The sequence below is a fragment of the Polynucleobacter tropicus genome, from assembly GCF_013307225.1.
Lineage (GTDB): Bacteria > Pseudomonadota > Gammaproteobacteria > Burkholderiales > Burkholderiaceae > Polynucleobacter > Polynucleobacter tropicus.
Window position 1 is genome coordinate 1,340,386 of record NZ_CP028942.1, and the last position, 24,787, is coordinate 1,365,172.

Here is a 24,787-nt window from a genome sequence, read left to right on the forward strand (position 1 = left end):
CACACAAGATTGAGGTTGTCCATGCCCAAAATATCGAGCAAACAAAATAGCGTCAAAATTGCCCTTTCTGATACTGGGGTAGCCTCTGTAGATAAAGCACTAGGCATCTTGAGACTGTTTCATTCCGATGCTCCCGAACTTTCCTTAATGCAGATTGCAGAACGAACAGGCTTGTATAAAAGTACCGCCCTGCGCATGCTAGCCTCCCTCGAGAGCGCATTACTTGTTATAAAAAAAATGGACGGCAAATACGCTTTAGGCCCAACTATCGCATCCTTATATGCTGCGTATCAACATCAACAATCCCTTGAAGCCATAGTTATGCCCATACTGAATAAACTCATGCGGATAACCCACGAAAGCGCCGCCTTTCATGTGCGTCAAGGTGATAAGCGCCTTTGTCTGTATCGAGTAGATTCGAATCAAGCGCTACGAGATCACATCAAAGTAGGCGACTTACTTCCCATTGACAAAGGAGCTGGTGGAAAAGTTTTACGAGCCTTTGAGGGGTCTAAAGATAAAGCTTCAGCGCAAATTCGTAAAGATATGGTGCTAGCAATTACTGGCGATCGCGTTAAAGAAATATCAGGGATCTCCGCCCCAGTCTTTAATGCTGAAGGCCTAGTTGGCGTGATTACCTTGACAATGCCAACCTATCGGTTTAACCCCAAAATGGCTGCCACCATCAAAAGTAACGCTAAAGCGTTAACAGAATTACTAGGAGGTCAATTCCAAGCTCAAGTTTAGTCGCCCACCCTAAGAAACCAGAGGGGAATCAAGAATCCGTGATTTCTCAATTCCCCTCTTGTTTTTTACAACAGCACTGCGACTAGCTGTTGCTATTTAGGACTTGCTTCATTTCAGATTCATGACGCTTAGTGTTTTTCAAGACAGCTCCATACGACAAAATCATGATGGCAGCCAATGAGATGCCGTTGAAGTTGTTCATCAAGTTGTTTAATGTATTCATCTGTTTCTCCTCTGCTTTAATTACTTAGTTGTTTACTTAGTTATTACTAGACTACCGAGTTAAAAGCTCATGAAATGAGCTAGTTAAAAATTGTGGTTTTTTCTGTGCTTCATTCATATATTTCATGGGCTTCCTAACGAGCGATCGGCAACTCATCCCACTTAGTGGTGTAGTTGGGTGATCGATTGTTTGAGCGCATTTGCCAGGCTTTTTTACTGTCTTGCGTACCCGAAGCTGCTGACTGAATCGCTGCATTTCCAAAGCGCGTATTAATCTCATCCATTACCTTCATGAGGTGCGCTGATTTACCCTTACTCTCAAGATCCTCAAAGAGCGATTGCTGAACGCTGGGCTTATCGCTAATGCAGTTCAGAATGACTCCTGCTTTCTTATAACGAAAGTTCGGTTGATAAATTTGCTTCAGACCTGCTAGCGCTGCATTGGTTAGTGTTAGCGTGTTATCTGTTGGATCAGCCAATGGAATGGTGATGCTTTGATGATGCTGCGGCTCGTATTGCTTAAATGGGTTGGTCTGAATAAACACAGTTAACGCGCCAGTCACCCCATCCTGCCCCCTCAACTTCTCTGCAGCTCTCGCGACATGAGTGGCTACCGATTGGGCTAGCTCAGCCTGGCTAGTAACTAACTTACCAAAGCTACGTGAAGCAATGATTTGTTGCTTGTCTGCTGCCACTTCTTCTAACTGCAAGCAGGAAGTACCTCGCAGTTCATAGCAAAGGCGCTCCATCACCACGCCATATTGCTGACGCATAGCCTGTGGTGAAGCGCATAGCAAATCAAACACACTATGAATACCCTGTGCTTTGAGTTTTTTATTTAGCTGGCGACCAATACCCCACACTTCACCAACCTCAGTCTCACTCATCCATTGATAGAGCTCTTCTTTAGGCATTGCTTGCACATCGCATACACCAGAGAATGAAGCATGTTTCTTGGCTAAATGATTGGCCAACTTCGCCAAAGTCTTACTAGCGCCAATACCCACACAGACTGGCAAGCCTGTTGTATCTTTTATGGTTTGTCGAATCGATTGGCCCAACTCAACAGTGTCGCGGTATCGCTTTAAGACGCTCTCGATTTGCAAAAAGCTTTCATCAATACTGTAGATCTCAATCTTGGGCGTAAAGGTTTTAAGCGCCTGCACTACTCGATTGCTCATATCGCCATATAGTGTGTAGTTTGATGAGTAGGCAGTAATGCCGTGCTTCTGCGCCAGATCTTTCATCTGAAACCAAGGCATACCCATCTTGACTCCTAGGGCCTTAACTTCCGCGCTACGTGCTACGGCGCATCCATCATTATTTGATAGCACGACCATAGGAACGGTTTCAAGCTTGGGTTGAAAGACACGCTCACAAGAAACGTAGAAATTATTGACATCTACCAAAGCAAACAATGCTGCGGCTGAATGAGTAGTGGGTAATTTTTGTGGCGCGTTCATGGCTTAATGCCCTTGTTGTAACGAGTACTCGCAGTGCTGTACTTACGCACCACACCAACCACTACCCCCCAAATCTGCAACTCATTACCCTCGCTAAAGGTGATCGATTCATAACTGGGGTTCTCGGGCTGCAACTCAACACGACCGCGCAATTGATATAGACGTTTAATGGTGTACTCACCATCAACGACTGCCACCACGATGTCTTTGTGTTTTGGCTTTAGGGCTTTGTCGACTACCACCTTATCGCCATCACAAATCCCGGCACCCAACATTGAGTCGCCTTTAACGGTGAACATAAAGGTAGCCGGCTTGTTCTCCACAAGGTACTGATTTAAATCCAGGCCATCCTCGGCATAATCAGCCGCCGGACTGGGGAAGCCAGCTGAAATTCGGTGACTTAAGAGCCTTAGCTCATAGGCGGCAAAATGGCCCGCCAAGGCTTCTGGCGCCTGACTTAAGGTCGTTTTGAGTGGGCTTAACTGCGGCTTCATAGTGATTAATATACTGTATGTTTATACAGTATATATAAAAACCTGAAAGATGAAGCTATTTTTGTTGTTTTCCAATCTTTTAGATAGATTTTCTAGTCATAAACCCCAATCTCCTCAAGAAGGATTTAACCCATAATGAGTCATGAGTTTTCGATGAAGTTCCATTCCAAGACAACCGATACCGGTGGGGGAGACAAATGAAGGTGCATCAAAAGGCAACACATATCGTTGCTGGGTTTTGTTTTTTCTTAGGTCTGTGTACAGCAGCGTTTGCACAATCTGCAGCACCCTTCCCCGATAGAACGATCCAGTACATCATTCCTTTTCCACCCGCCGGTGAATCTGATTTAGTGGCTCGCTATCAAGCTGATATCTCTGCGAAAAAATTTGGGCAACCCATGGTGGTAATGAATCGTGCTGGCGCTGGCGGCGCTCTTGTTTGGAGCGCACTCAATACCTACCCTGCCGATGGCAGCACGGTAGTAGGCGTCAATATCCCACACACTATCTTGCAACCACTGCAAGAAGGTATTCAGTACAAGACGGAAGATATCAACGCAATCTACTACTATCACTTCACCCCAGATGCCCTAATGGTCTCGGCTGACAGCCCCTACAAGACCTATCAAGAATTTATTGCGGCAGCCAAAAAAGAACCTGGCAAGATGTCGCTCGCCGGTTCAGCCCAATACTCCGCCAACCATATGGCTGTAGAGCGTCTGAACAAATTAGCGGGTGTCAAAATCAACTATGTGCCATTTAAAGGTACTGGTGATTTAATTACCGCCCTCATCGGCATGCATGTTGATGGTGCTATGGGTTACTTACCATTAGCGATTCAGCAAAAAGGAAAGGTGCGCACTCTTGCGATTGCTACTGAGAAACGTAACCCTGCGCTACCTGATGTACCCACCTTTAAAGAGCTCGGTCTAAACTGGGTAGACGGCGCTTATCGTGGTGTAGCCGTGCCCAAATCCACTCCACTGGTATTGCAGCAAAAATTGTCTGATTACTTTGCCAAACTCAACGCCGATCCTGAGACCAAGAAAAAATTAGAGGAATCTGGCTTTGTATTGGTTGACATTCCGCTAGCGAAGATGCCTGCGTTTATCAAAGATAAAACTGCGCAATCAATGGAAGATGCTAAAAATGCCGGAATGATTAAGTGAGCAAGCCTTATGCTTGTCCTGTCTTATGCATAAAGATTTGAATATCCTCTTGCGAGACAGGCAAGCTAACAAGGTCAGTGTAATAAAGGCCAGAACCCGGCAGGCGCTCAATTGACTTCGGGGCAAGACGCCCAACAGGCACTAGATACTCTTGCCAAAGCTGACGCATATGCATGCTATACGCACTCACTGGAACCTTTAACTCAATAGCCCGCTCTGTTAATTGCTCACAAAGAGTGACTGGCCTTTCAATATGAAGTCCATAGAGATGTGGTCGCTCTGATTTTGCTTTTTTCTCGTAACGCTCAACATGGTAATCGTGATACGTTCTTGTGCCGAAATCAAAAATATTGTCAGCAATGGCGCGTGACAACCAATAAGCATCAGTTGCGTCATAGTCACTTAAGAGCACGTCCTGCAATTTATTTTGATAGCGCTCTTTGTATTTTTGGGTTTTGTGGCTATAAAAAGGGTGTGTTTTCATATAGCTGGCAACTAAGCCACCTAACACGACTAGACCCCCGATTAATATACCCTCAGTCATTTCCCGATACCCTTGCTGATTTCAAAAGGCAGGCTGTTGCGCCCCGCCAGCAAATTTTTCTAAAATATTGAACCAATAAAATACCAAAAAAATAGATCGGCCGCATGAATCGCTGCACATTTTTTGTGCAAGCTGAATTAACAAAACATGAATGCCAGCACAGCCGGATCATCCAGAAACGCATTCGATAGATAAATGCAGGCCCTAAAAAACCAAGGATTTACGGTCTCAACGATTTCTGAAAATAGCTCCATGAGGCTATTGTAATAGCCTAACCCCCGAGATAATCCGACTTGCCCACCTCTACACCGTTGTGACGCAAGATGTTGTATGCGGTCGTAATGTGAAAGTAGAAGTTCGGAATAATCCAGGTCAACAGGTATTGATCGCCTACAAACTCAAAACTCCACTCTTTAATGGAAAACTTAATTTCCTTGGTTTCACTATCTTCAAGCTGAGCTGGAGTAATAGTCTTAGCAAAAGCAATGGTTTTTGCAACACGCTCTTGTAGCTGCTCAAACGTACTTTCATGATCATCGAATTTGGGCGGCTCAATACCTGCTAAGCGCGCCATGCCGTTTTTGACTTGGTCACAGGCAATTTGCACTTGCTTCGATAACGGGAACATATCTGGCGCGAGGCGATCGTTGACTAACACCGCGCCATCAATATTCTTTTCTTTAGCGAAAGCCTCACCTTTTTTCAAAATGTTGGAGAGATTTGTCAGCATCTTCACAAACTGTGGAATCGATGCTTGATACATTGACATTGCCATATTGATTCTCACTCTCTTAATTAAACATCACTCATAAAATCGCCACCACCGCTGTCATCCCATGAGCTAGCACCAGTGTCATCCCACGAACTCGCATCGCTCACACCAAAGTTCGGAGCATCTGGCGCAATGCCGCCGACTTGATTAAAACCATTATTCACATTTCCAGAATTAGCATGTTGACCACCACCCATTAAATGGCTGGCCAATGCTTCGCCTGCAACCATGCCAGCACCTAAAGCGGCGCCTGTTGCCAAGCTACCCATTAAGCCACTACCTGCGCTAGGTGCGCCAGGGTAACCAGGAGGATAAGCGCCAGGAGCACCTGGGGCACCAGGATATGGGCCGTTTGCTGTCGGAGCGTTATAGACCTCTACCGGCTGTTGACGCTTTCTCATAAAGAACATAATTCCGAAGATCAAGATCGCAATCAGAATCCAAAACATTGGGCTAGTGAAGATAGAGCCTACGCCCGCATTCACATTTGTGTGGGCAGGCACTGTGCCAGCACGCAACTCTGCCTGTAAGCGCTGAACAGATTCAGGCTGAGCAAATGGCAATCCAGGCGCTAAGTTTTCTGCCTGAACAAATGCTTGGCGTGCAGCATCGATTTTGCCTTCACGCAAATACAACTCAGATGCAATGTAATGTGCCTTGGCGCTATTAGGATGGTTTTGCAATACCTCTTTCATCATGGTATCGGCTTTAGCCAATTGACCGGACTGAATGGCTTGAGAAACCTCTGGCAATGTTGCCTCGGCAAAAGCGAATGAGCTCGTTAGCAATAACGCACTGGCAAACACTGTCACCAACATCTTTATTACATTACGCATTTTCATTAAAACTCCTTGTAGGAAATTCATTGCGATTTTTATTATCGCTAGTTTGGGTATTTTTGCTATCCCTTAGCTATATGAGGGCTTTTTAGGGAAATTCAAGGTAGATAACCCTTTATTTTGAAAGTGTTTTCCTGATACAATCATAACAAATTTGTTATCATTTACTTGATGACTTATTCCATTATTTATTTCAACCAAGAGGTACAAGAAGAGGTAAGTGGACGAGGGAACTGAACAATGCCAGTTAAAAAAACTAAGCCTTTAAGCCACAAACAACTTGTTGGAAAAATGTTAAAGAACCCCGCTGTCAAAGCAGAGTTCGATAAGTTGAACCGCGAAGAATTTGCCATTCTTGATGAGATACTAGCAGCCAGAAAAAAGGCTGGTCTCTCTCAAGCTGAAGTCGCCAAACGCATGGGCACTCAAGCGCCAGCGATTGCTAGACTAGAAAGCTCTTTAGCTAGCGGCAAGCACTCCCCCAGCCTTAATACACTTCGAAAATATGCAGCCGCTTTAGGCAAACGCATTGAGCTGCATTTAGTGTAATTATTAAAACTCACAATCAAAGAGGAGGGAGGCGATCTCTATCATTTAGATGGGGCCAACTATCTCGCCTGAAGATGAAATCAAATAGGCCTTATTAGGCTTGTCTTTGCGTATGCGTGTTAATTCTTTTTGGTAATTCTGTAGCTGCTCGCGATATTTCTCATACTTCTCACTACCTACCTGCGGAATAGTCAATTTGTAATCAAGTATGGCGATATGATCATCAAACTCAACCAATCGATCCATGCGATAACTCTTACCTTCTTCGCTGGCGATATCTAATTCATTCCAAGCAGCGATCCACTGACCGGAGGTGAGATAAGCTGTGAGCTCAGCAGAGTTGAAAACTGCTGTCACTCGCTCAATGAGTTTCCTAGCTTGCTCTTGATCCACCCCTAACCAATTCATTGCCTCTTGTTCACTGAGTACAGGTGGTTTATTTGGAGTGCTGGAGTCTGGCACTAGGAACTCTAGTAACTTATGGAAGTTTGTACCCTCCTCCAAGATTTCTGGGTCGGACTGCTCTTGAGCTTGCTCTAAGGATTTGACTGCAAGTTCTTTTGCAAACTCTCCACTCTCAATCCTGGAGAGAAGTTCTTTGTAATCTTTTTTAGCTTGATCCCATTCAATATCAAAGTGATCCATCGTAAATGGCACGCTACCAAGCTGCTCTTTAGCCCCGCTTGTCTGTAGGGTCACATCCTCAAGCTCAAGCGCATTGATATCTAAGGTTGGCAGCCCTGCAGCCAAGGCTCTGCCGTACCATGATTTCTCTTTAATCCCAGTATTGGAGTTACTTGCAACGCCGCTAATCCATAAACCCTGCTTTGCCCTAGTCATTGCTACATAGAGCAAATTCCAGTTTTCATTTTCACTAACTACAGCTTCCTTTTTAAAGACCACGCTACGCTCACCTGTCAAGGTCTTAGCGGTATACAGGGACAAATGACTTGGGCTAGCCTCTTCTGGCGACCAATCCAAAAGAACGCCGCGATGAGGCGCCCTCCACTCCGTGTTGTTGGCATCGAGCATGAACACAAACGGCGCTTCCAATCCTTTGGCACCATGAATCGTCATTAAACGAACACGTCGATGTTGATCCTCTTCAGACATCTCGCTCTCTAAATCGACTTCACCGATGTTGTCATCGACCTCTGATTCAACATCACCCTCATCCGGCGTTTCATCATCGTCACCACGACGCATTGCATTAATCTCATCAATAAAACGACTCAAGCTAGGGTAGCGACCACCATCTTGATTCAACGCAAGCTCTAAGAAGGCATCCAAATTGGCTAGCACTTGAGCGCGAGCTAAGTTTTGGGCAGAAACCGCATATTTAATTCGCAAATCACTCTCGTGATAAATCAAATCCAACAAATCATGAACTGGCAATGCCTCCCCCAAGCTGCGCCAGCGCTCTAGATAGCGAGCCGCCTTCTGAATCACGGGGTTCTGACTTAGTTGTAGAGCGTCCCACCAGCTCGGAAGCTCATTAACTACACTCTTGGCAAGTTCTTGCATCTGCACTTCGGTAAAACCAAATATCGGACTACGCAACACTTGAGCTAAAGGCAAATCATGTCTTGGTGATACGAGTACCGTCAGTAGCGCAATGAGGTCATCAACCTCCAGAGTATTGAGCAAGCCCCCTAGTCGAGAGCTGTCATAGGCAAGGCCCGCTTCACGTAAAGCCTTTTCGTATTGGGGTAAAAATTCACGGCGCTTTACTAATAAGATAAAGTCACTACCCCTTGCTGGACGCCAAATGAGTTTTCCATCTTTTTTATCCATCACTTGGCGAGTGCTCAACAAATGATGAATCAAACGACTAACAACTTTACCCTCTTCGTAGCGTTGCTGAACGGCAGTGGTTTGCCCCGCATCTTCTACAGGACCTTCGAGCGCGGTACCGACACGAGTACCCACAACAGGTTCCTCCCTAGGAATTAAGGGCAATAGATAGGCTTCACCAATAGCCGAGTAATTTTGCTCTGGAAGTCCTTCTAATAATGGTTTCCAAGCGGTAGTTTGTTTTGCGAAGCGATAAGTATCAGGCAAAGACCCGGCCAAGAAAATATCATTCACAGCATTATTAATTGCATTCGCATTACGTCGTGTCTCGTTTTGATAAAGGGGAATTGCTCCCAGCTTTTGAACTAAAAAATCACGAGCGCTATCAAATAATCTGGGATCCGCACGACGGAAACGATAAATCGACTGCTTGGGATCGCCAACAATGAAAACGCTTGGCATAGATCCGTCATCGCCATAACCAGCGAGCCACGAGCGTAATATCTGCCATTGCAAAGGATTGGTGTCCTGAAACTCATCAATCAAAATATGTTTGTATCGAGCATCCAACCTCGCTTGCAAATATGCTGCGTTGTCAGAACTTGCCATTAACTTACTAACGCCAATTTCTAAATCATCAAAGTCGCGTACCCGCATCGCTTCTTTGGTTTTTTCCATATGCGTGAGCATGGCTTCACTCATTGCAAACCATGCATCATTTAATTGATGGATCAAATGCTCACCCTGCCAAATAAATAGGGCTTCATAGGCTTTAATCCAATCGTTGCGAATAGCAGTAATTTCAGCGGGATCTTGCCCAGCTTTCTCAAGATAAGTGCGCATTGGCACACTCATCTCTACAATATCTTTTAAAGGGGTGCGCTTTTGCGTTAAGAAATAACTTTCCCATTGATTGGCAATTTCCATCACCGATCTACCTGCCGCATGGTGAGCTATCACATCTAAAATAAATGGGGCTTTGTCTTTTTGAGTTTTAGTGCCATTACTAAAGCACTTGTACATAACTTCTAAATTGGCCTTTGTTTGTGGTCGATTCCAAAAATCTTCTAGCGGATTTGAAGCACCCAATGTTGGAAGAAGTTTGTCAAGGCAATTTATAGGCTTAACACCTTGGGCATTGCAAATATCTTGAAAAAATGTCCATGCGCCTCTTTGCTTAAAGAGACTGTAATTGCCCATCAAGAATTTTTGAGTCTCAAATGCGCCAAACTCTTCCAATAAGACGTCATAGTGTTTTTGCAATTCCGTTGGCAAATTACCCCACCAATCGGACATGCACTCCTCCTGCAAACGCTTGGCATCTTCACGCAAACGAAAGCCTGGCTGTACTTCGGCAGATACGGGAGCCGCATCCAAAAGGCGGCCAAACCAACCATGAAAGGTATCAATTACTACCGCCTGGGGACTCGCCAATATCTTGAGATACAAAGAGCGAGCGATTGGAAGTAATGTATTGACATCCTCTTTGGCGACGCCTCGCTGCTCTAACTGATCAGCTAAAACAGCATCATCACTACTTGAGAATTCTTCTAACAATTGAAATAGGCGGTCACGCATCTCCTGCGCAGCCTTGCGAGTAAATGTCAGAGCTAAGATTTCTTGTGGCTTCGCACCGGCTAACAGCAAGCGGATCATTCGAGAAACCAATAACCATGTTTTGCCACTGCCCGCACAGGCAGAAACAATTACTGATTTAGTGGGATCACAGGCAATCTTGCTATCAAATCTCTCGCTCACCACATCCCCTTTCTGCAAACTCCCCGAGCATCGCAGTATTGGCAAACGCTATCTGGGGCAAAGGCTTTCATGGATTTGCGCGCCCATAGGTCATTTAAATCTTGAACAATCTGAGTGGAAAACTCTTCCATCAGCTCTGGCATATCCTCAACCAGATGAGCGCGTCCATTTTTTTTCTCATTCTCGGTGATTTTTGCCTTCAAGCTTACCCACTCAGCCTGTTCTACCTTTCGCCCCGGTAAACGTGTGGCAACTTGATTCTCATTAGCACCCCGCGCATAAATTAATAGCTGCGGATCATTCAGAATATTTTTCGCACGATCAGCAATCTTCTTCATGTCTTGATTTTTATAGTCAATCACAGCGGCAATCGAGCCGTCCGATTCATGAATATCGAATCGATCGGCGCGCCCCGCGATACGAATCTCTCGCTCTACGCCATGGGGATCTTTTAAAGTGATTGCAAAGCCTACTGGTAGCTCAGCATCGTGATAGCGCCATCCTGCATTCTCTCGATTGATTTGCCAATCGATAAAACTAGGGATTTGCTTTTGCCAATCTCGCAAGGTTCCCAAGACTCTTGCATCACCAGCAATCAATCTCTCGAACTCTTTTTCCGAGAATTGAGTTAGATGTTCAATCATCCACTGACGCTTTGCCTCTTCACCTCCATGAATTGGTGAGTGCGATTTACTCTCCTCTGTCTTGAGAGCATGAAAAAAGTTCCTCAGAAGCGCATGCAGTATTTGTCCTGCCAATGAAGCATCAAAACCTTCTTCAAATTCTTTTGCCTTTCGCAATCCTAATAAGCTACTGACATAGTAGCGATAAGGACAATCGCGCAAAGCCTTATAGGCGCTAGGGGAAATCGTCGTCGGAATCGCCAAATCTTGGTCTGGCTTAGCAATTGCCATCTGAATCGGCTGGGACTGCCCTTCATAGGACCTCAAGCTTGGCTCTGTTACTTTTAGCGCACTCTTGCCAAGCGCTACTTGCAGGCGCGCAATCCAAGCCGAAGGTCTCAAAGGCTCGCCACTTTTGCTTTTGTTCTGCCATAACAAATCAACGTTTGGACATGAGACCAGGAGCTGGGATAAATCCCTTGCCTGTTGAATGTATTGCGCAGTAATCGTTGAAGACTTGAGATAGCGATTTAGCGCATCAGAAAAAAATAATGGCGGCTGGGAGAATGCTGGCAACTGTTGCTCATCACAGCCCACAAGTACTACCGCATCAAACTCGCGCAGCCGTGTTGAGCTGAGCGGCAAAATACTTAAAGTTGCTAACGAATCTTTTCCCGCCTCTTCGTATGAAGATTCTTCAATTACGGTTTTGAGAAGACTTAGCCACTCAGGCAAGCGCATCTTCAAGTCACTATATGGTCCTGAGCCAAGATCAAATCGTTTAAGGGTTTCTAATAATTGCTGACCTGCGGCATCCTTTTCCAATCGGCCAGCCATGCCTGTTGTTTCAAGCTGAGATTGCAATATTTGATAGGCTTCTGAGCATGTAAATACTGGGTTTAGCCACCGTCCGTGCAATTGCCTGACAAACCGAATTAAATCGATGAGCTGTTGATTGGGTGAACCCCCATGGGTCGCTGCATGGCTGTTTGCCTTCTCAATCGCAGCCATAAAAGTTTCCCAGCCAGACTTAGCCTGACTAGCCACCAGGATATCTTCTAGCTGCGCAAGCAACCCAACACAAGATTCAGGTGTCTTTTGCAGGCTGTGCGCAAGATCTAAATAGGGATTTTGTAAAAACTCAAGCAAGATACTTGCGCTCGGCCCTTCTTTGGGTACACGCATTAACTCTAGGAGACTATCAAATGCAGCGGCCGCGCGAGTAGTGGATAGCTTCCATCCAGTTTCATCTCGCACACGCAATGCATTGCCTAAGCGACTTAATAATGCTCTGGCTCGGCGCGCAACTAAACGATCCTGTGCAACCAAGGCAATATTTTTCTTCCCTGCAATCAGGTGAGACTCAACGGATTTGATTGCAGCCCAAGCCAACTCTTCAAAACGCTTGGCAGAAATTAACCGCCAACCCTCATGCACACTCGAATCAATATTGCGTTGAATCTGCTGTTCATCTTCTGCATCAAGGCCAGCAACTTCTCCTGTGACGCCCTGACCTGCAAGCGCTTCCCACCATAAAGCAGCCCTGGTCCAATCAAGAGAAACACCTATCACCGGTGCCCATTGAGCGTACTCCGTTAAATAGCGATCAATGACTTCCTGATCAATTGGTTTTGGATCCGCAGTTTGAACCCATATAAATGGGCGGGGATTTGGGCTTGTATTTGGATTGTTATTTGAATTCTTGTATGTTGATTGCTCTTTGGCAGCTTGCAAGTGCACTGACATCGCTAGATGCTTGCGAATCACTGGATCACCTGCATTAGTGAGGTAACGCCAAAAAGCGAGTAGTACCGCCGCCTCTTCATCAACGACATTTTTAGATAAGCCCACATAGGCTTTTGCGATAGCTTGATCTAAAACTAGCTCAACTTTCTTTAGCCATGCTTGAGTATCTAATGAATGTGTCTGCAGCAAGCCATTGAACTCATCTTGCAATTGAGGAACAACTAATTCTGATAATGCATCACATGCTTGAATCACTGCTTGAGCAAGACCCCATGCCCCCGCCTCACTCTCGGCTTTGAACCAAGCTTGCAATGTTTTGTGTTTGCGTAAATTTACAAATACCGAAAGCCAACGCTCTAAATCGGTTTGCTTTTTAGGAAACTTCCATGCGCCTGGCGCTGCCTCCAACCAATCTGTAAAGCTAATGACTTGGGGCAAGAATGCAATCTGAGGATCCAAGTTTTTGGGCCGGTGTTTTTCTAGGGCCGCCCTAACTCCAATCAAAGGACCAGCAGTACTGAGCACTACGAGAGGACGAACTTTAGTTTGCACTGCACAATCCCAAATGCCTTTAGCTAACTGCTCAAGCGCAGTGGCATCAGGTGTAATTGCCCAAGCCTGTACTTGCTTTTGGTTAGAAATGGTTGGAAATGGCTGCGGCATTAAGCGGGGTTTTGAGTTTCAGATTGAAGGCTAATTTTGGGTTTTGAGCAGAATGTTTCGCTTATTGCTAATATAAGCGTTGTAGCGCTATAACTAAATACATCACCAAATACGCCCAAATAAGGAATTTTCATGAGTGCCGGCATTAAATATGTAACTGACGCCTCTTTCGAACAAGACGTCCTCAAGTCCGATAAACCTGTTCTGCTCGACTTCTGGGCTGAATGGTGTGGTCCTTGCAAAATGATTGGCCCTATCCTGGAAGAGCTTTCCGGTGAGTACGGCGACAAGTTGCAAATAGCCAAAATGAATGTTGATGAGAACCAAGGGGTACCTGCCCAGTTCAATATCCGCGGCATTCCAACCTTAATCCTATTTAAGAACGGCACTGTAGCTGCTCAAAAAGTAGGCGCTTTGGCCAAGTCCCAGTTGACTGCATTTATTGATAGTCATCTGTAAATAGTCCCGCACCACAGGTTCAGGAGCTGAGCCTGTGGTTTTAGTGTAGTATTTCGGTAATAGCAGTTCAGCGCATTTTTCAAAGTGCACCGCTTCCCCGTAATTTATCCCCATCTGTTTTTTACTTCCCCTTCTTTTAGCAAAACTTAAATTCTGTTTTTCTACATCTGTGTGACATCGATCAGCACAGCTTCATTTCAAAATCAATTTGTTTAATACCCTTTTTTAACATCCGAGAACCACATGCAATTAACTGAACTCAAAGGCCTCCACGTATCCGCTTTGCTTGAAATGGCTGCTGGATTGGAAATTGAAAACACGCAACGGATGCGCAAACAAGAATTGATGTTTGCAATTCTGAAGAAACGCGCTAAAGCTGGTGAAACTGTTTACGGTGATGGCACCTTAGAAGTCTTGCCAGATGGCTTTGGCTTCTTGCGTTCTCCAGAAGCCTCATACATGGCTTCTCCTGATGATATTTATATTTCTCCTGCGCAGATTCGCCGCTTTAACTTACACACTGGTGATAGCGTTGAAGGCGAAGTGAGAACACCAAAAGACGGCGAGCGTTACTTTGCATTGGTAAAAGTCGACAAGATCAACGGTTTGGCTCCTGAAGCCCTAAAGAACCGAATCATGTTCGAAAACTTAACGCCACTACACCCTAACCGCATTATTGGTTTAGAGCGTGATATCAAGGCTGAAGAGAATCTCACTGGCCGCATCATCGATATGATTTCTCCAATCGGCTACGGTCAACGTGGCTTGATTGTTGCTTCACCTAAATCCGGTAAGACTGTGATGATGCAGCACATTGCGCATGCAATTTCTGCGAACAATCCTGATGCGATTTTGATCGTATTGTTGGTTGATGAGCGTCCTGAAGAAGTTACCGAGATGCAACGCTCCGTTCGCGGTGAAGTGGTTGCCTCTACCTTTGATGAGCCTGCTGTACGTCACGTTCAAGTTGCCGAGATGGTGATTGAAAAAGCCAAACGTTTAGTGGAGATGGGTAAAGATGTGATCATCTTGCTGGACTCGATTACTCGTCTTGCACGCGCATACAACACCGTTGTTCCTTCCTCTGGAAAAGTATTATCTGGTGGTGTGGATGCAAATGCATTGCAACGTCCAAAACGTTTCTTTGGTGCAGCACGTAATATTGAAGAAGGTGGCTCTTTAACCATCATCGCAACTGCCTTGATTGAAACTGGTAGCCGTATGGATGACCTCATTTATGAAGAGTTCAAGGGCACCGGCAATATGGAAGTTCACCTTGAGCGTCGCCTGGCTGAGCGTCGCGTCTACCCATCTATTAACCTCAATAAGTCTGGTACCCGCCGTGAGGAATTACTGGTTAAACCAGAAAATCTCCAGAAGATCTGGGTATTGCGCAAATTGCTGGCTGATATGGATGACATCGAGGCAATGAACTTTATTGTTGATAAGCTCAAATCCACTAAAAACAATGGTGAATTCTTCGACCTGATGCGTCGCGGGGGCTAATTGAGACGCCCTTTAGGGTTGTTTTAAGGCAAAAAGGGGCTTTTTAGCCCCTTTTTACTTAGCCTGACAGCGCTTTCTTATTGATTTCATGGCATAATTTTGCTTTTGCAGCACCTTAACCGCTTTTAACTTGGGAAAGTATTTAAGTTAACTAACTTAAACGGCTACCCGCTGATAGGACCTCACATGAAACCTGGCATTCACCCCGAATATCGCGAAATCGTCTTTTTGGACGTTTCTAATAACTTCAGCTTCAAGACTCGCTCCACAATGGCTACTAAAGAAACCATCAAGTGGGAAGATGGCAATGAATATCCATTAGCCAAAATCGAGACCTCTTCTGAATCACACCCTTTCTACACTGGTACCCAAAAAATCATGGATACCGCTGGTCGTGTTGAGAAATTCCGTCAGAAATTCGGTAGCAAAGCTGTTGCTAAAGCTTCTGGTGATGGCGCTGCTAAAACTGCAGAGAAAAAAGCTGCTGCTGCAGAAGCAAAAGCTGCTGAAAAGACATCTAAGAAGAAGGCTTAATACACCTCCTCATCGCAGGGTATGGCAATGCCCTTCTCTGCGAGATAATCAAGGCAGCCTTTGCTGCCTTTTTTATTTTTCGTAGCTTGCTTTCGCATTTTGTTTTATTAATTTGCTGCATTAATACCGTTTCACCCAAATAGAGTTCATGGTCAAACTAACCGCTGCCGCCACTAGATCGATTCCGCGCATTATTATTTTTGCGCTGACATTGATTTATGGCTTTGCCGGTCTCTTTTTTCGTGATCCCTGGAAAAATGAAGATGCGATTGGCTTTGGTGGCATGTGGACCTTGTTTCGCGGCAACTCTATTGACTGGATAGTTCCGCATCTGGCTGGTCGCGATGTTTCTTTAGGTGCCCCACTGCCCTACTGGATGGGCGCCACACTCATTAAATTATTTAGCCAATTTATTGGTGCTGCTAATGCAGCGCGCTTGTATTCAGCGATTTGCTTTTTTGCAGCAGCACTAGCAATTTGGTATGCCACCTATCTACTTGGTCGTCGTCGTGAAGTCCAACCCATGGCCTTAGCAGTTGGCGGTCAACCTGACATGAAGAGCTACGGTATGACTTTGGCTGATGGCGCATTGCTCATCTTCTTAGCTTGCGTTGGTCTTGCGCAGCGCGCCCATGAAACAACGCCGATGATGGCCCAATTGATGGGCATCAGCATCGTGCTTTATGGCACCGTGCGTGGTCTTGATAAACCATGGCAAGGCGGTTTATGGACTGGTCTAGGCATCGCAATTGTGGCGCTCTCTAGCAATCTCACCTTAAGCCTGATTGTTGTCACATCTACCATCATTGCAGTAATTGCCAGTAATGCCAAATTACGCTTTCGCTGGACACTTACCAGCACTGTCTTAGGCCTCATTGGTTTTGCGCTCTGGCCTATCGTTTGGTATCTAGTTGATCTACCTACCGAGTGGCGCCATATCGCAGAAGAAGGTTGGCGCAATTCTCCAGAGATGCGCGCAAGACCTTCGATTGAATCTTTAGGCTTCTTAAGCGTGAACTTCTGGGCGTATGCCTGGCCAGTGTGGCCTCTCGCTGTTATCTCATTAGCGCACTGGGGTCGCATTAAATCTATAGGCGCATGGCGCGCCCCTCACCTATGCATTCCACTCAGTTTATTTATTGGCAGCCTCATTTACGTACTGTTTCGTCTTGAGGCAAATGAACATGATCTGATGATCATGATTCCGAGTCTCTCGATCATTGCGGCCTTTAGCTTGCCTATTCTGAAACGTAGCGTCATTAGTTTTATTGATTGGTTCGCATTATTTAGCTTTACCTTAATCGCTTTAGCTATTTGGATTATTTGGTTAGCAAAAGTGACCGGCTTTCCAGAAACCACTGCCGCCAACATCACACGCTTGCTTCCAGGTTTTGAAGGTCAATTTAATTGGCTCGCGTTTATTGTTGCACTAGCCATTACTGGTGTTTGGCTTTCAGTAGTTCGCTGGAGAACCTCTCGCGCTCCAAAAGAAATCTGGCGCTGCCTGATTATTTCCGCATCGGGCACTACCTTGATGTGGGTTTTATTGATGACCTTATGGTTGCCAACTATTAATTACGCTAAGACCTATCGCTTTGTTTCTGCGCGACTGGCACAAGTAGTGCCTCCGGGTGGTGGCTGTATTGATACTAGCAATATCGGCCCTGCGCAGCTTGCTTCCTTTGATTACTTCACCAAGCTGACCTTACGTGATGATCCTAATTGCCCATGGATGCTCACCCACAATCAGTCTGAAGCTCAAGCTTACGCTCAGCTCAATAATAAAAAGCTCCATTTACTATGGGAAGATCGTCGCGCTGCAGACCGTGATGAGCGCTTACGCCTTTACGAAGTTATTCCGGAGTAATGGGTGCTGCACTTTAAAGTATCGCGTCTTCGCGAGGACATCCCTGCTTTATTAAAACTGGCTGGCCCACTACTCATTGGTCAGTTAGCCGTTATCGCCTTTGGTGTTTTAGATACGGCAATGACTGCGCGTTACTCTGCAGATGACTTAGCTGCACTAGCAATGGCTTCCGCGATTTTTATCAGCATCTATGTAGGCTTAACAGGAGTTATTTCTGCTCTTGCGCCAATCGCTGGTCAACTATTTGGTGCTAAACGCCATGAAGATATCGGCGAAGAAGTGCGCCAAGCAACATGGCTTGCCTTTGGCTTAACCATTCTGGGCTGCTTTATTTTGCTCAACGCCGATCATCTTTTGGCAATCTCTCAAGTGGCACCCGAAATCGAAGCAAAAGCTAGGCTGTATCTCAAGATTCTGGCAATTGGTTTACCTGCCAGCATGGGCATGCGTGTACTCATGGCTCTTCACAATGCAGTATCTAGGCCTGGCGTCATCACCGTTGTGCAATTAATTGGCCTGGCTCTAAAGCTACCACTCAATCTCCTCTTTATTTATGGCGGCTTAGGTGTAAAAGGCATGGGTGGTCCTGGTTGTGCAGTAGCAACCGTCATCATTAACTGGACTTGGTTATTAATGACCTTGGGCTTTGTTCTCTTTGACCGCTTCTATCGCCCTTTCCAAATCTTTGCACGCTTTAGCATGCCTGATTGGCATCGCATTTGGACCTTACTAAAGCTGGGAACTCCAATTGGTTTTAGTTATTTGATTGAGGTAACTTCATTCACCTTCATGTCGCTGTTTATTGCTCGCTTGGGAACTACAGCATTAGCTGGCCATCAGATCGTTGCCAATATGGGTACCGTTATTTACATGGTGCCCCTCTCGTTGTCGATTGCCACCATGACCTTAGTATCACAATCGATTGGCGCTAATCGACCAGAGCGCGCTGAAGAAATCGGTTGGTCATCTGTATTCTTCACCACTAGCACCTGCATTTTGATTGGGGTTGCGGTTTGGTTTTTCCGCATACAGCTATTGGATTTGTATGACCCACCAGAGGCGGTAAAAGTCTTTTCCATCCCACTCCTTTTGTTTATTGCCTTTTATCAAGTCTTTGATGCTCTACAAGTGACTGCGGCATTTATTCTGCGGGCTTATCGCATCGCATTTTGGCCAATGGTGATATATGCAGGCTCACTGTGGGGCGTTGGCCTTGGTGGCGGCTACCTAATGGGCTTCAATGTTTTAGGATTTACACCCAAATTTTTGCAAGGCGCTAATGGATTTTGGGCTGGCAATAGTATCAGCCTAGGTTTGGCCGCCTGTTTACTGCTCTACCTCTTTAGAAAAACAGCGGAGCGTTACGAGAAAACGCATCCGCCTGTTGAGGTCTAATTTACATGTACTTACTGGCGATAGCCAGAGCCTGAAACTGGCGCTGGATAGCTGGGCACCTGATTACCCTTCGAATACATACACTGCTGGTAAGCAATGTTGTACTGTGTCTGCGCTTGATTTTGTTTGCCAGCAGAGTTCATGGCACCCATAGCAGCGCCACCTAATAAGCCAACACCTGCGCCAGTACCAATATTTTGACTGCTACCACCCTGAATCACTGCACCCGCAGCGGCGCCTAGAGCAGCACCAATCGCAGCACTGGTTGCGCCTTCTTTTAAGGCTGCATTACTAGTATCTTTCACGGCATTCGCTGCAAATTCGCGGCACACTTGATCTTCCTGTTGGAATACTTCAAATGGCTTCCCTTCGCGCGGCATGATGGCAATCGTTGGCCCTGTTGGCGCAGATACACATGCACTTAATACGCCAGTGGCAACAGCGGCTAATACAGCTACGCGAATCAATCTTGTCATATAAAAATCCTGAATAAATAAAACGTATTGAAATTAATACTGTGGGCGACCATGTGGCGCGCTACTTGTTGGCGGTGTAGCCGCCTGAGTCTGCCATCCACTTGGGCACTCTTGTGCGTACGGATAATATTTTCCGCTTGCCGCGCAGTAATACCAAACCGCAGGTTGTGGTTGCGCAGCTAGAACTACGGGCTGTGGCGGTGGTGCGTAAGTAACTACAGGTGGAGGTGCGTAAACCACTGGTGGAGCATAGTAGCCAGCATAAGGGCCGTAATAGCCGCCGGCGTAACCCCAATTGCCTCGCCAACCCGGACCCCAGCCGTGACCCCAGCCAGGTCCATAAGCAACCGGACGCCAACCACCATAACCGCCGCCAACCGATACATTCCAAGCGACGTTACCAGCCTGAGCCTGCACTGCTGAGCACGCTAAGACTGAAGCCAAAATAACACCTAAGATGCTGAATTTATTGACTTTTTTCATGGTTGACCCCTTCTTATCTTTGGTCTTGATACAGCCTACTTCTTTATTCTAGTTTTTACTAGCCTTACCATCAATAACGCTCGATAAATTATTAAGCTGACAGGAAATCAAGATATTTCTGATAGCTTTTATCTAGCTTATTGCTCTAGCTTCGCACCTGATTGCTGAACTATCCTGCTCCATTTTGCGGATTCTTGAGCAATTAATTTAGATAGGTCCTTAGCACTACTTGGAGATGGATCCAGACCTCCCGCCACTAGGCGTTTTTTTACTTCCGAATCGTTTAGTGCGCGATATGTGAGTTGATTTAATCGCTTCTGAATAGAAGGCGGTAAATTAGCAGGCGCCATCAATGAGAACCAAGAGACTGCTTCAAAACCTGGAAGGCCTTGTTCAGCAAAAGTAGGAATCTCTGGTGCAGCATGCGAGCGTTTTAAGGTGGTCACTCCCAAAGCCTGCACCTCTCCCGCTTTGATCAAGGGCAAAGAAGAAGATAGGTTGTCAAACAACATCGAGATACGACCACTAACCAAATCAGGCAAAGATTGCGCACGACCTTTATAAGGAATGTGACGAATTTGTATGCCAGCCATCTCTTTAAAGAGCTCGCCTGACATATGCAATGAAGTTCCAACACCTGACGATCCAAATGTCAGTTGATTAGGTTTCGCTTTTGCTAACTCGATCAGCTCATGCAAATTATTAACGCCGAGTTTTTTATTAACCACCAATACATTGGGCGTACTGGCTAAGAAGCTAATGGGTGTGAAATCCTTAACGGGGTCAAATGACATCTTTTCATAGAGTGCGCCATTAATCGCATGAATGCCCACTGTACCAATTAATAATGTGTAGCCATCAGGGTCACTCTTGGCGACGATTTCTGCGCCAATATTGCCACCATAGCCCGGACGATTCTCGACCAAGACGGGGACGCCGAGATTTTGCTGCATGCTCTCTGCCAACACCCGCGCCAAGATATCGGGTGCGCCACCCGGAGTAAAGCTCACCACAATTCGAATAGCTTGTTTGGGCCAAGCAACATTTTTAGAAGATTGCGCCCATGACGTACTGCCGCCAAACAATAAGACTAGGCAAATCAATAAATGAGTGAAAAATGGGCGCTTAGCCACTATAGAAAATTGCATCCTTGCAAACCTAGGGCGAACCTAGGCGAACTGAATTAAAAATTGAATCGCGAACGTAACCAGAGCCAACCTTCATACTTGCTTGGGTCATCCACACATGCGCCAATGCCACACTCGAGTAGAGTTGAAATCAGATTACCGAATACAAGCAGAATAAAAGCAATGATTAAGGCATTAGCAAACCAAGAGCGTGAACGCACGTCTCGATTGGGTAGCATTAACAAAATTGCAAAACCCGCCAATAAACCTAAGTAACCTACAAAAGCCCAGGTATAAAAATGAAGCTCTAAAAATGTTTTACCAAAACCTTTATCACCCGGAAGAATATGAAGAAGCACTTGACGCAAGGAAACTGTCATTCCCACCAGGCCACCAATAATGCCCCAGCCATAATGTGCGGAGTGAGCACCACAGCGAATATTTAGAACTAATGCAAATCCAATAATGACAAAGCCGATGCGCTGTATTAAACATAACGGACAAGGCAGTTCGCCAAAATACAATTGATCAAAAAAGGCATAAGACAGTGTGCCTACAACCGCCAATAAAGCCAGCTGGTTACCAAGCGCCGCTAATGAGGGGAAGGAATGTTTACTCATGCCGTCTTATAGGCTGATATTGAGATGACTGTTCGCATGAAAGCGAAACCACACCATCAATATGGCAACCGTTAACGCAAGAACAGTGAGTCCTGCAAGACGCTTCTCAAACCAAACTAGGATGAGACCGATAAATGCTGTCAGAAAAGGCAGGAACATATACATATGGGAATTCTAGCGCAGGACAGTTTAGGGTCGGGTAAATCATTAAAACAAGACCCAAAAAGTGGTCTTTCAGAATAGCCATTGTTTAGAATGGGTTGGTTAATAAAACCACGAACATCTGCATGACTATGAATGCCACACCTCCCTGTTTAAATCTTCATATAGATGGGGTAATTGCTCGGATTACTTTTAATAACCCAGCTGCTCGTAATGCCATGACCTGGCCTATGTACGAAGAGCTCAAAACCATCTGCGACTCCTTGGCAGCAAACCCATCGATTCGGGTGGCTATTTTTAGGGGTGCTGGCGACAAAGCATTTGTTTCAGGTAGTGATATTCAGCAATTTGTCGATCTGAAAAAAGATGAGGCATATGAAGTGGCTGTAGATAACATCTTCAGCTCATTACAGCAACTACCAATGCCAACTATTGCGCTCATTGAAGGTTTAGCAGTTGGCAGTGGATTGCTAATTGCAACTGCTTGTGATTTTCGAATTTCCACACTAGACGCACGTTTTGGCATTCCGGTAGCGCGTACTCTAGGCAATTGCTTATCGCCGAGCAATCTTTCTTGGATTAGCGCGCACTTAGGCGTTCCTATGGTCAAGAAAATGCTACTCACCAGTGAGTTGATCAAAGCACCCGAGTTACTCGCATCCGGTTATCTTTATGAAACAGTAGCGGCAGAAGAAATTACCCAAGCAGCTGATGCCCTTGCCAATAAGTTAGCCGCCTTGGCACCAATTACACAAAAGGCCAGTAAGCTAACTTTAGCGAGGTTATTGCAAAATAATCTCCCAGAATGTACTGACCTTATGCGCGAGACCTACAACAGCCAGGACTTTAAAGAAGGTGTGAATGCCTTCTTGGAGGGCCGCCCACCGAAGTGGGCAGGCAAATAATCTGTAGCTTTAGTTTTTTAGGTTTAGGTTGTTAGCTTTAGTTTTTAGCTTGATTCAAGAACTGCACAACTGTAGTTACAAACAAATCAGGCACTTCGACGTGCGGAACATGACCAACATTATCTATTGGCACTAGCTTCGCATTCGGAATAGCTGCCTGAGCCTTTTTACCTAACTCCGGGAAATTACCCAATGACTTCACAGCCTCTGGTGGAGCAAAGCGTCTACCAAAAACAGTACGATCTTTTTGACCAATCACTAGCAATACCGGCATTTTGAGTTCTGGCAAATCATTGACCACTGGTTTCTCAGCAATCATTTGGTAAGTTAATACCGAGGTCATCGCATAGGCGGGATAGTCAGGACCCTTTTGTACGCGGACATACACCTCTACAAACTTTTCATAAGCAGGCTGCCAGTTAGGGAAATAGCTTTGCAAAAAACGGCGATAGCTTGTCTCAGTTTGCGCCATTTCCAGCTTTAATAAATTGTCGTTCTGCTGTGGCGGTATATCTTTACTGTAATCCTCTAGACCCAGCGGATTCTCAAGCACGAGCTTTTGTACTGTTTGTGGATACAAGCGTGCAAATCGAATGCCAACCATACCACCCATTGAGTTTGCAATCACAGATACTTGATTAATGCCCAAGGATTTCAGCAAGGCTTTGGTATTGGCCGCCAAATCATCGAAGTGATATGGCACGTTTGGCTTCGAGGATTTGCCAAATCCAATTTGATCAGGCGCAATTACGCGATAACCTGCTTGCGTCAAACCAGCAATCGCTGGCGCCCAGTAGTCACTTGAAAAGTTCTTTCCATGAAATAGCAGCACCGCACCCTTTTGCTTGCCCTTAGCGGGAACATCCATATACACCATGCTTGCTGGTGCCCCTTGCAAGCTTGTCTTAAATTCTTTGGTTGGGTATGGATATTGCCAAGTACTCAATCGCAAATCGAGTGGGGCTGCATTGGCATAAAGCGATGCTGGAGCTTGAGTTGAGACTGAAGCAGTTGCATTTGATGATGGATTATTAGCGCAAGAAGCTAATAATCCAGTCAATACAGAAGCTGTGAATAGCGTGGTAACTGCAGCAAGTACGCGAATTGTTCCCATATGTTTCCAAATAAATTAAACAATTTTGGTTTTGAGGTTTTTCAATCCCTCAACACTACCTTCCAAAACATCACCCTTTTTCACTGGGCCAACTCCCGCTGGTGTTCCTGAAAAAATCAGATCGCCAGGTTCTAAGGTAAATAAAGTTGAAAGATACGCAATGGTGTCAGGTACATTCCAAATTAATTGGTTCAGATCACCAGACTGACGAACTTCACCATTGACTAACAACTTTACGGTGCCTTTACTTGGGTGGCCACATTGAGTCACCGGAGTAATCTCACCACAAGGAGCAGACTGATCAAACGCCTTACCTGTATCCCAAGGACGCCCCATCTTCTTTGCTTCACCTTGCAAATCACGTCTTGTCATATCAAGGCCTACACCGTAGCCATACACATGGTCCAGAGCCTTGTCAGCAGAAATATTAGAGCCACCCTTAGCGATTGCCACTACCATCTCTATCTCGTGATGAACATCATTAGATAGATTGGGGTAGGCCATATCTTTACCGTCAGTCACGATAGAGTTGGCCGGTTTCATAAAAAAGAATGGTGGCTCGCGATCTGGATCATGACCCATTTCTCTTGCATGATCGGCATAGTTGCGACCAACACAATAAATTCGATTTACCGCAAAGCGACGAGCATCGCCTGTCACAGGCAAAGAAATTTGCACTGGAGGATCAATTACAAATGCTGAACTCATAAAAACCTTTCTCAATATTATTTTTGCTTTTGCTTTTGCTTTTGCTTC

24 protein-coding genes are annotated in these 24,787 nt (G+C 45.5%); 9 read left to right on the top strand and 15 right to left on the bottom strand.

The window, feature by feature from the left end; genetic code table 11:
* Positions 1-21: 21 nt before the first annotated feature.
* Positions 22-747, top strand: coding sequence for an IclR family transcriptional regulator (locus DCO17_RS06900; protein WP_173956015.1), 726 nt, complete (start codon positions 22-24; stop codon positions 745-747).
* Between the two features lie 82 nt (positions 748-829).
* Here DCO17_RS06900 and DCO17_RS06905 read toward each other — a convergent pair whose 3' ends face one another.
* The 3 genes from DCO17_RS06905 to DCO17_RS06915 form a co-directional block, all read right to left on the bottom strand.
* Entirely contained in the window at positions 830-970 is a 141-nt protein-coding gene (locus tag DCO17_RS06905; protein WP_173956016.1) for a hypothetical protein, read from the bottom strand.
* A 133-nt stretch (positions 971-1,103) separates the two neighbouring features.
* A complete protein-coding gene (locus DCO17_RS06910) occupies positions 1,104-2,432 on the bottom strand; it encodes a Y-family DNA polymerase (protein WP_173956017.1) in 1,329 nt (442 codons plus the stop codon).
* Positions 2,429-2,926 (bottom strand): LexA family protein, encoded by a 498-nt coding sequence (locus tag DCO17_RS06915; RefSeq protein WP_173956018.1) that lies wholly within the window; start codon positions 2,924-2,926, stop codon positions 2,429-2,431. Before DCO17_RS06915 ends, DCO17_RS06910 begins: the two co-directional genes overlap by 4 nt.
* Positions 2,927-3,123: 197 nt before the next feature.
* Between DCO17_RS06915 and DCO17_RS06920 the strand changes: the two genes are divergently transcribed.
* On the top strand, positions 3,124-4,095 hold the full coding sequence (locus DCO17_RS06920) for a tripartite tricarboxylate transporter substrate binding protein (RefSeq protein WP_173956019.1): 972 nt from the start codon (positions 3,124-3,126) through the stop codon (positions 4,093-4,095).
* Positions 4,096-4,102: 7 nt separating this feature from the next.
* Here DCO17_RS06920 and DCO17_RS06925 read toward each other — a convergent pair whose 3' ends face one another.
* The 3 genes from DCO17_RS06925 to DCO17_RS06935 form a co-directional block, all read right to left on the bottom strand.
* Positions 4,103-4,639, bottom strand: a complete 537-nt coding sequence (locus DCO17_RS06925) for a hypothetical protein (protein ID WP_173956020.1) — start codon at positions 4,637-4,639, stop codon at positions 4,103-4,105.
* A 271-nt stretch (positions 4,640-4,910) separates the two neighbouring features.
* On the bottom strand, positions 4,911-5,414 hold the full coding sequence (locus tag DCO17_RS06930; protein WP_173956021.1) for a DUF1993 domain-containing protein: 504 nt from the start codon (positions 5,412-5,414) through the stop codon (positions 4,911-4,913).
* Positions 5,415-5,434: 20 nt separating this feature from the next.
* Positions 5,435-6,253 (bottom strand): tetratricopeptide repeat protein, encoded by an 819-nt coding sequence (locus DCO17_RS06935; RefSeq protein ID WP_173956022.1) that lies wholly within the window; start codon positions 6,251-6,253, stop codon positions 5,435-5,437.
* Between the two features lie 237 nt (positions 6,254-6,490).
* Here DCO17_RS06935 and DCO17_RS06940 point away from each other — a divergent pair, with 237 nt between their 5' ends.
* Positions 6,491-6,799: a helix-turn-helix domain-containing protein gene (locus tag DCO17_RS06940; RefSeq protein ID WP_173956023.1), complete on the top strand. Its 309-nt coding sequence runs from the start codon at positions 6,491-6,493 to the stop codon at positions 6,797-6,799.
* A 45-nt stretch (positions 6,800-6,844) separates the two neighbouring features.
* Here DCO17_RS06940 and DCO17_RS06945 read toward each other — a convergent pair whose 3' ends face one another.
* Positions 6,845-10,351 carry a UvrD-helicase domain-containing protein gene (locus tag DCO17_RS06945; protein WP_254598730.1) on the bottom strand — a complete coding sequence of 1,169 codons (3,507 nt, stop codon included), beginning with the start codon at positions 10,349-10,351 and terminating at the stop codon, positions 6,845-6,847.
* Positions 10,348-13,383 carry a PD-(D/E)XK nuclease family protein gene (locus tag DCO17_RS06950; protein ID WP_173956025.1) on the bottom strand — a complete coding sequence of 1,012 codons (3,036 nt, stop codon included), beginning with the start codon at positions 13,381-13,383 and terminating at the stop codon, positions 10,348-10,350. Before DCO17_RS06950 ends, DCO17_RS06945 begins: the two co-directional genes overlap by 4 nt.
* A 132-nt stretch (positions 13,384-13,515) precedes the next feature.
* Between DCO17_RS06950 and trxA the strand changes: the two genes are divergently transcribed.
* From trxA to DCO17_RS06975, 5 genes are all read left to right on the top strand, one after another.
* On the top strand, positions 13,516-13,842 hold the full coding sequence (gene trxA, locus DCO17_RS06955) for a thioredoxin TrxA (protein ID WP_068948270.1): 327 nt from the start codon (positions 13,516-13,518) through the stop codon (positions 13,840-13,842).
* A gap of 243 nt (positions 13,843-14,085) precedes the next feature.
* Entirely contained in the window at positions 14,086-15,348 is a 1,263-nt protein-coding gene (rho, locus tag DCO17_RS06960) for a transcription termination factor Rho (RefSeq protein WP_173956026.1), read from the top strand.
* Between the two features lie 186 nt (positions 15,349-15,534).
* Positions 15,535-15,882 carry a type B 50S ribosomal protein L31 gene (locus tag DCO17_RS06965; RefSeq protein ID WP_173956027.1) on the top strand — a complete coding sequence of 116 codons (348 nt, stop codon included), beginning with the start codon at positions 15,535-15,537 and terminating at the stop codon, positions 15,880-15,882.
* Positions 15,883-16,030: 148 nt separating this feature from the next.
* On the top strand, positions 16,031-17,749 hold the full coding sequence (locus DCO17_RS06970) for an ArnT family glycosyltransferase (protein WP_173956028.1): 1,719 nt from the start codon (positions 16,031-16,033) through the stop codon (positions 17,747-17,749).
* Between the two features lie 3 nt (positions 17,750-17,752).
* Positions 17,753-19,144: an MATE family efflux transporter gene (locus DCO17_RS06975; RefSeq protein ID WP_173956029.1), complete on the top strand. Its 1,392-nt coding sequence runs from the start codon at positions 17,753-17,755 to the stop codon at positions 19,142-19,144.
* Between the two features lie 11 nt (positions 19,145-19,155).
* On the opposite strand, the gene DCO17_RS06980 is transcribed toward DCO17_RS06975, so the two are convergent.
* The 5 genes from DCO17_RS06980 to DCO17_RS07000 form a co-directional block, all read right to left on the bottom strand.
* A complete protein-coding gene (locus DCO17_RS06980; RefSeq protein WP_173956030.1) occupies positions 19,156-19,620 on the bottom strand; it encodes a glycine zipper family protein in 465 nt (154 codons plus the stop codon).
* A 33-nt stretch (positions 19,621-19,653) separates the two neighbouring features.
* Positions 19,654-20,103, bottom strand: a complete 450-nt coding sequence (locus DCO17_RS06985) for a hypothetical protein (protein WP_173956031.1) — start codon at positions 20,101-20,103, stop codon at positions 19,654-19,656.
* 137 nt (positions 20,104-20,240) lie between these two features.
* On the bottom strand, positions 20,241-21,251 hold the full coding sequence (locus tag DCO17_RS06990; RefSeq protein ID WP_173956032.1) for a Bug family tripartite tricarboxylate transporter substrate binding protein: 1,011 nt from the start codon (positions 21,249-21,251) through the stop codon (positions 20,241-20,243).
* A gap of 35 nt (positions 21,252-21,286) precedes the next feature.
* On the bottom strand, positions 21,287-21,850 hold the full coding sequence (locus DCO17_RS06995; RefSeq protein ID WP_173956033.1) for a disulfide bond formation protein B: 564 nt from the start codon (positions 21,848-21,850) through the stop codon (positions 21,287-21,289).
* Between the two features lie 6 nt (positions 21,851-21,856).
* On the bottom strand, positions 21,857-22,015 hold the full coding sequence (locus tag DCO17_RS07000) for a DUF5993 family protein (RefSeq protein ID WP_173956034.1): 159 nt from the start codon (positions 22,013-22,015) through the stop codon (positions 21,857-21,859).
* Between the two features lie 122 nt (positions 22,016-22,137).
* Here DCO17_RS07000 and DCO17_RS07005 point away from each other — a divergent pair, with 122 nt between their 5' ends.
* On the top strand, positions 22,138-22,917 hold the full coding sequence (locus DCO17_RS07005; protein WP_173956035.1) for an enoyl-CoA hydratase/isomerase family protein: 780 nt from the start codon (positions 22,138-22,140) through the stop codon (positions 22,915-22,917).
* A gap of 37 nt (positions 22,918-22,954) precedes the next feature.
* Here DCO17_RS07005 and DCO17_RS07010 read toward each other — a convergent pair whose 3' ends face one another.
* Together DCO17_RS07010 and DCO17_RS07015 are read right to left on the bottom strand one after the other, a co-directional pair.
* Entirely contained in the window at positions 22,955-24,031 is a 1,077-nt protein-coding gene (locus DCO17_RS07010; protein WP_173956036.1) for an alpha/beta fold hydrolase, read from the bottom strand.
* Between the two features lie 15 nt (positions 24,032-24,046).
* Positions 24,047-24,739 (bottom strand): fumarylacetoacetate hydrolase family protein, encoded by a 693-nt coding sequence (locus tag DCO17_RS07015; RefSeq protein ID WP_173956037.1) that lies wholly within the window; start codon positions 24,737-24,739, stop codon positions 24,047-24,049.
* Positions 24,740-24,787 lie beyond the last annotated feature (48 nt).

Excerpts from the sequence above, each read along its gene's own strand:
- DCO17_RS06900 (WP_173956015.1), top strand. The coding sequence starts at position 22 with ATGCCCAAAATATCGAGCAAACAAAATAGCGTCAAAATTGCCCTTTCT.
- DCO17_RS06905 (WP_173956016.1), bottom strand. The coding sequence starts at position 970 with ATGAATACATTAAACAACTTGATGAACAACTTCAACGGCATCTCATTG.
- DCO17_RS06910 (WP_173956017.1), bottom strand. The coding sequence starts at position 2,432 with ATGAACGCGCCACAAAAATTACCCACTACTCATTCAGCCGCAGCATTG.
- DCO17_RS06915 (WP_173956018.1), bottom strand. The coding sequence starts at position 2,926 with ATGAAGCCGCAGTTAAGCCCACTCAAAACGACCTTAAGTCAGGCGCCA.
- DCO17_RS06920 (WP_173956019.1), top strand. The coding sequence starts at position 3,124 with ATGAAGGTGCATCAAAAGGCAACACATATCGTTGCTGGGTTTTGTTTT.
- DCO17_RS06925 (WP_173956020.1), bottom strand. The coding sequence starts at position 4,639 with ATGACTGAGGGTATATTAATCGGGGGTCTAGTCGTGTTAGGTGGCTTA.
- DCO17_RS06930 (WP_173956021.1), bottom strand. The coding sequence starts at position 5,414 with ATGGCAATGTCAATGTATCAAGCATCGATTCCACAGTTTGTGAAGATG.
- DCO17_RS06935 (WP_173956022.1), bottom strand. The coding sequence starts at position 6,253 with ATGAAAATGCGTAATGTAATAAAGATGTTGGTGACAGTGTTTGCCAGT.
- DCO17_RS06940 (WP_173956023.1), top strand. The coding sequence starts at position 6,491 with ATGCCAGTTAAAAAAACTAAGCCTTTAAGCCACAAACAACTTGTTGGA.
- DCO17_RS06950 (WP_173956025.1), bottom strand. The coding sequence starts at position 13,383 with ATGCCGCAGCCATTTCCAACCATTTCTAACCAAAAGCAAGTACAGGCT.
- trxA (WP_068948270.1), top strand. The coding sequence starts at position 13,516 with ATGAGTGCCGGCATTAAATATGTAACTGACGCCTCTTTCGAACAAGAC.
- rho (WP_173956026.1), top strand. The coding sequence starts at position 14,086 with ATGCAATTAACTGAACTCAAAGGCCTCCACGTATCCGCTTTGCTTGAA.
- DCO17_RS06965 (WP_173956027.1), top strand. The coding sequence starts at position 15,535 with ATGAAACCTGGCATTCACCCCGAATATCGCGAAATCGTCTTTTTGGAC.
- DCO17_RS06970 (WP_173956028.1), top strand. The coding sequence starts at position 16,031 with ATGGTCAAACTAACCGCTGCCGCCACTAGATCGATTCCGCGCATTATT.
- DCO17_RS06980 (WP_173956030.1), bottom strand. The coding sequence starts at position 19,620 with ATGACAAGATTGATTCGCGTAGCTGTATTAGCCGCTGTTGCCACTGGC.
- DCO17_RS06985 (WP_173956031.1), bottom strand. The coding sequence starts at position 20,103 with ATGAAAAAAGTCAATAAATTCAGCATCTTAGGTGTTATTTTGGCTTCA.
- DCO17_RS06990 (WP_173956032.1), bottom strand. The coding sequence starts at position 21,251 with ATGCAATTTTCTATAGTGGCTAAGCGCCCATTTTTCACTCATTTATTG.
- DCO17_RS06995 (WP_173956033.1), bottom strand. The coding sequence starts at position 21,850 with ATGAGTAAACATTCCTTCCCCTCATTAGCGGCGCTTGGTAACCAGCTG.
- DCO17_RS07000 (WP_173956034.1), bottom strand. The coding sequence starts at position 22,015 with ATGTATATGTTCCTGCCTTTTCTGACAGCATTTATCGGTCTCATCCTA.
- DCO17_RS07005 (WP_173956035.1), top strand. The coding sequence starts at position 22,138 with ATGACTATGAATGCCACACCTCCCTGTTTAAATCTTCATATAGATGGG.
- DCO17_RS07010 (WP_173956036.1), bottom strand. The coding sequence starts at position 24,031 with ATGGGAACAATTCGCGTACTTGCTGCAGTTACCACGCTATTCACAGCT.
- DCO17_RS07015 (WP_173956037.1), bottom strand. The coding sequence starts at position 24,739 with ATGAGTTCAGCATTTGTAATTGATCCTCCAGTGCAAATTTCTTTGCCT.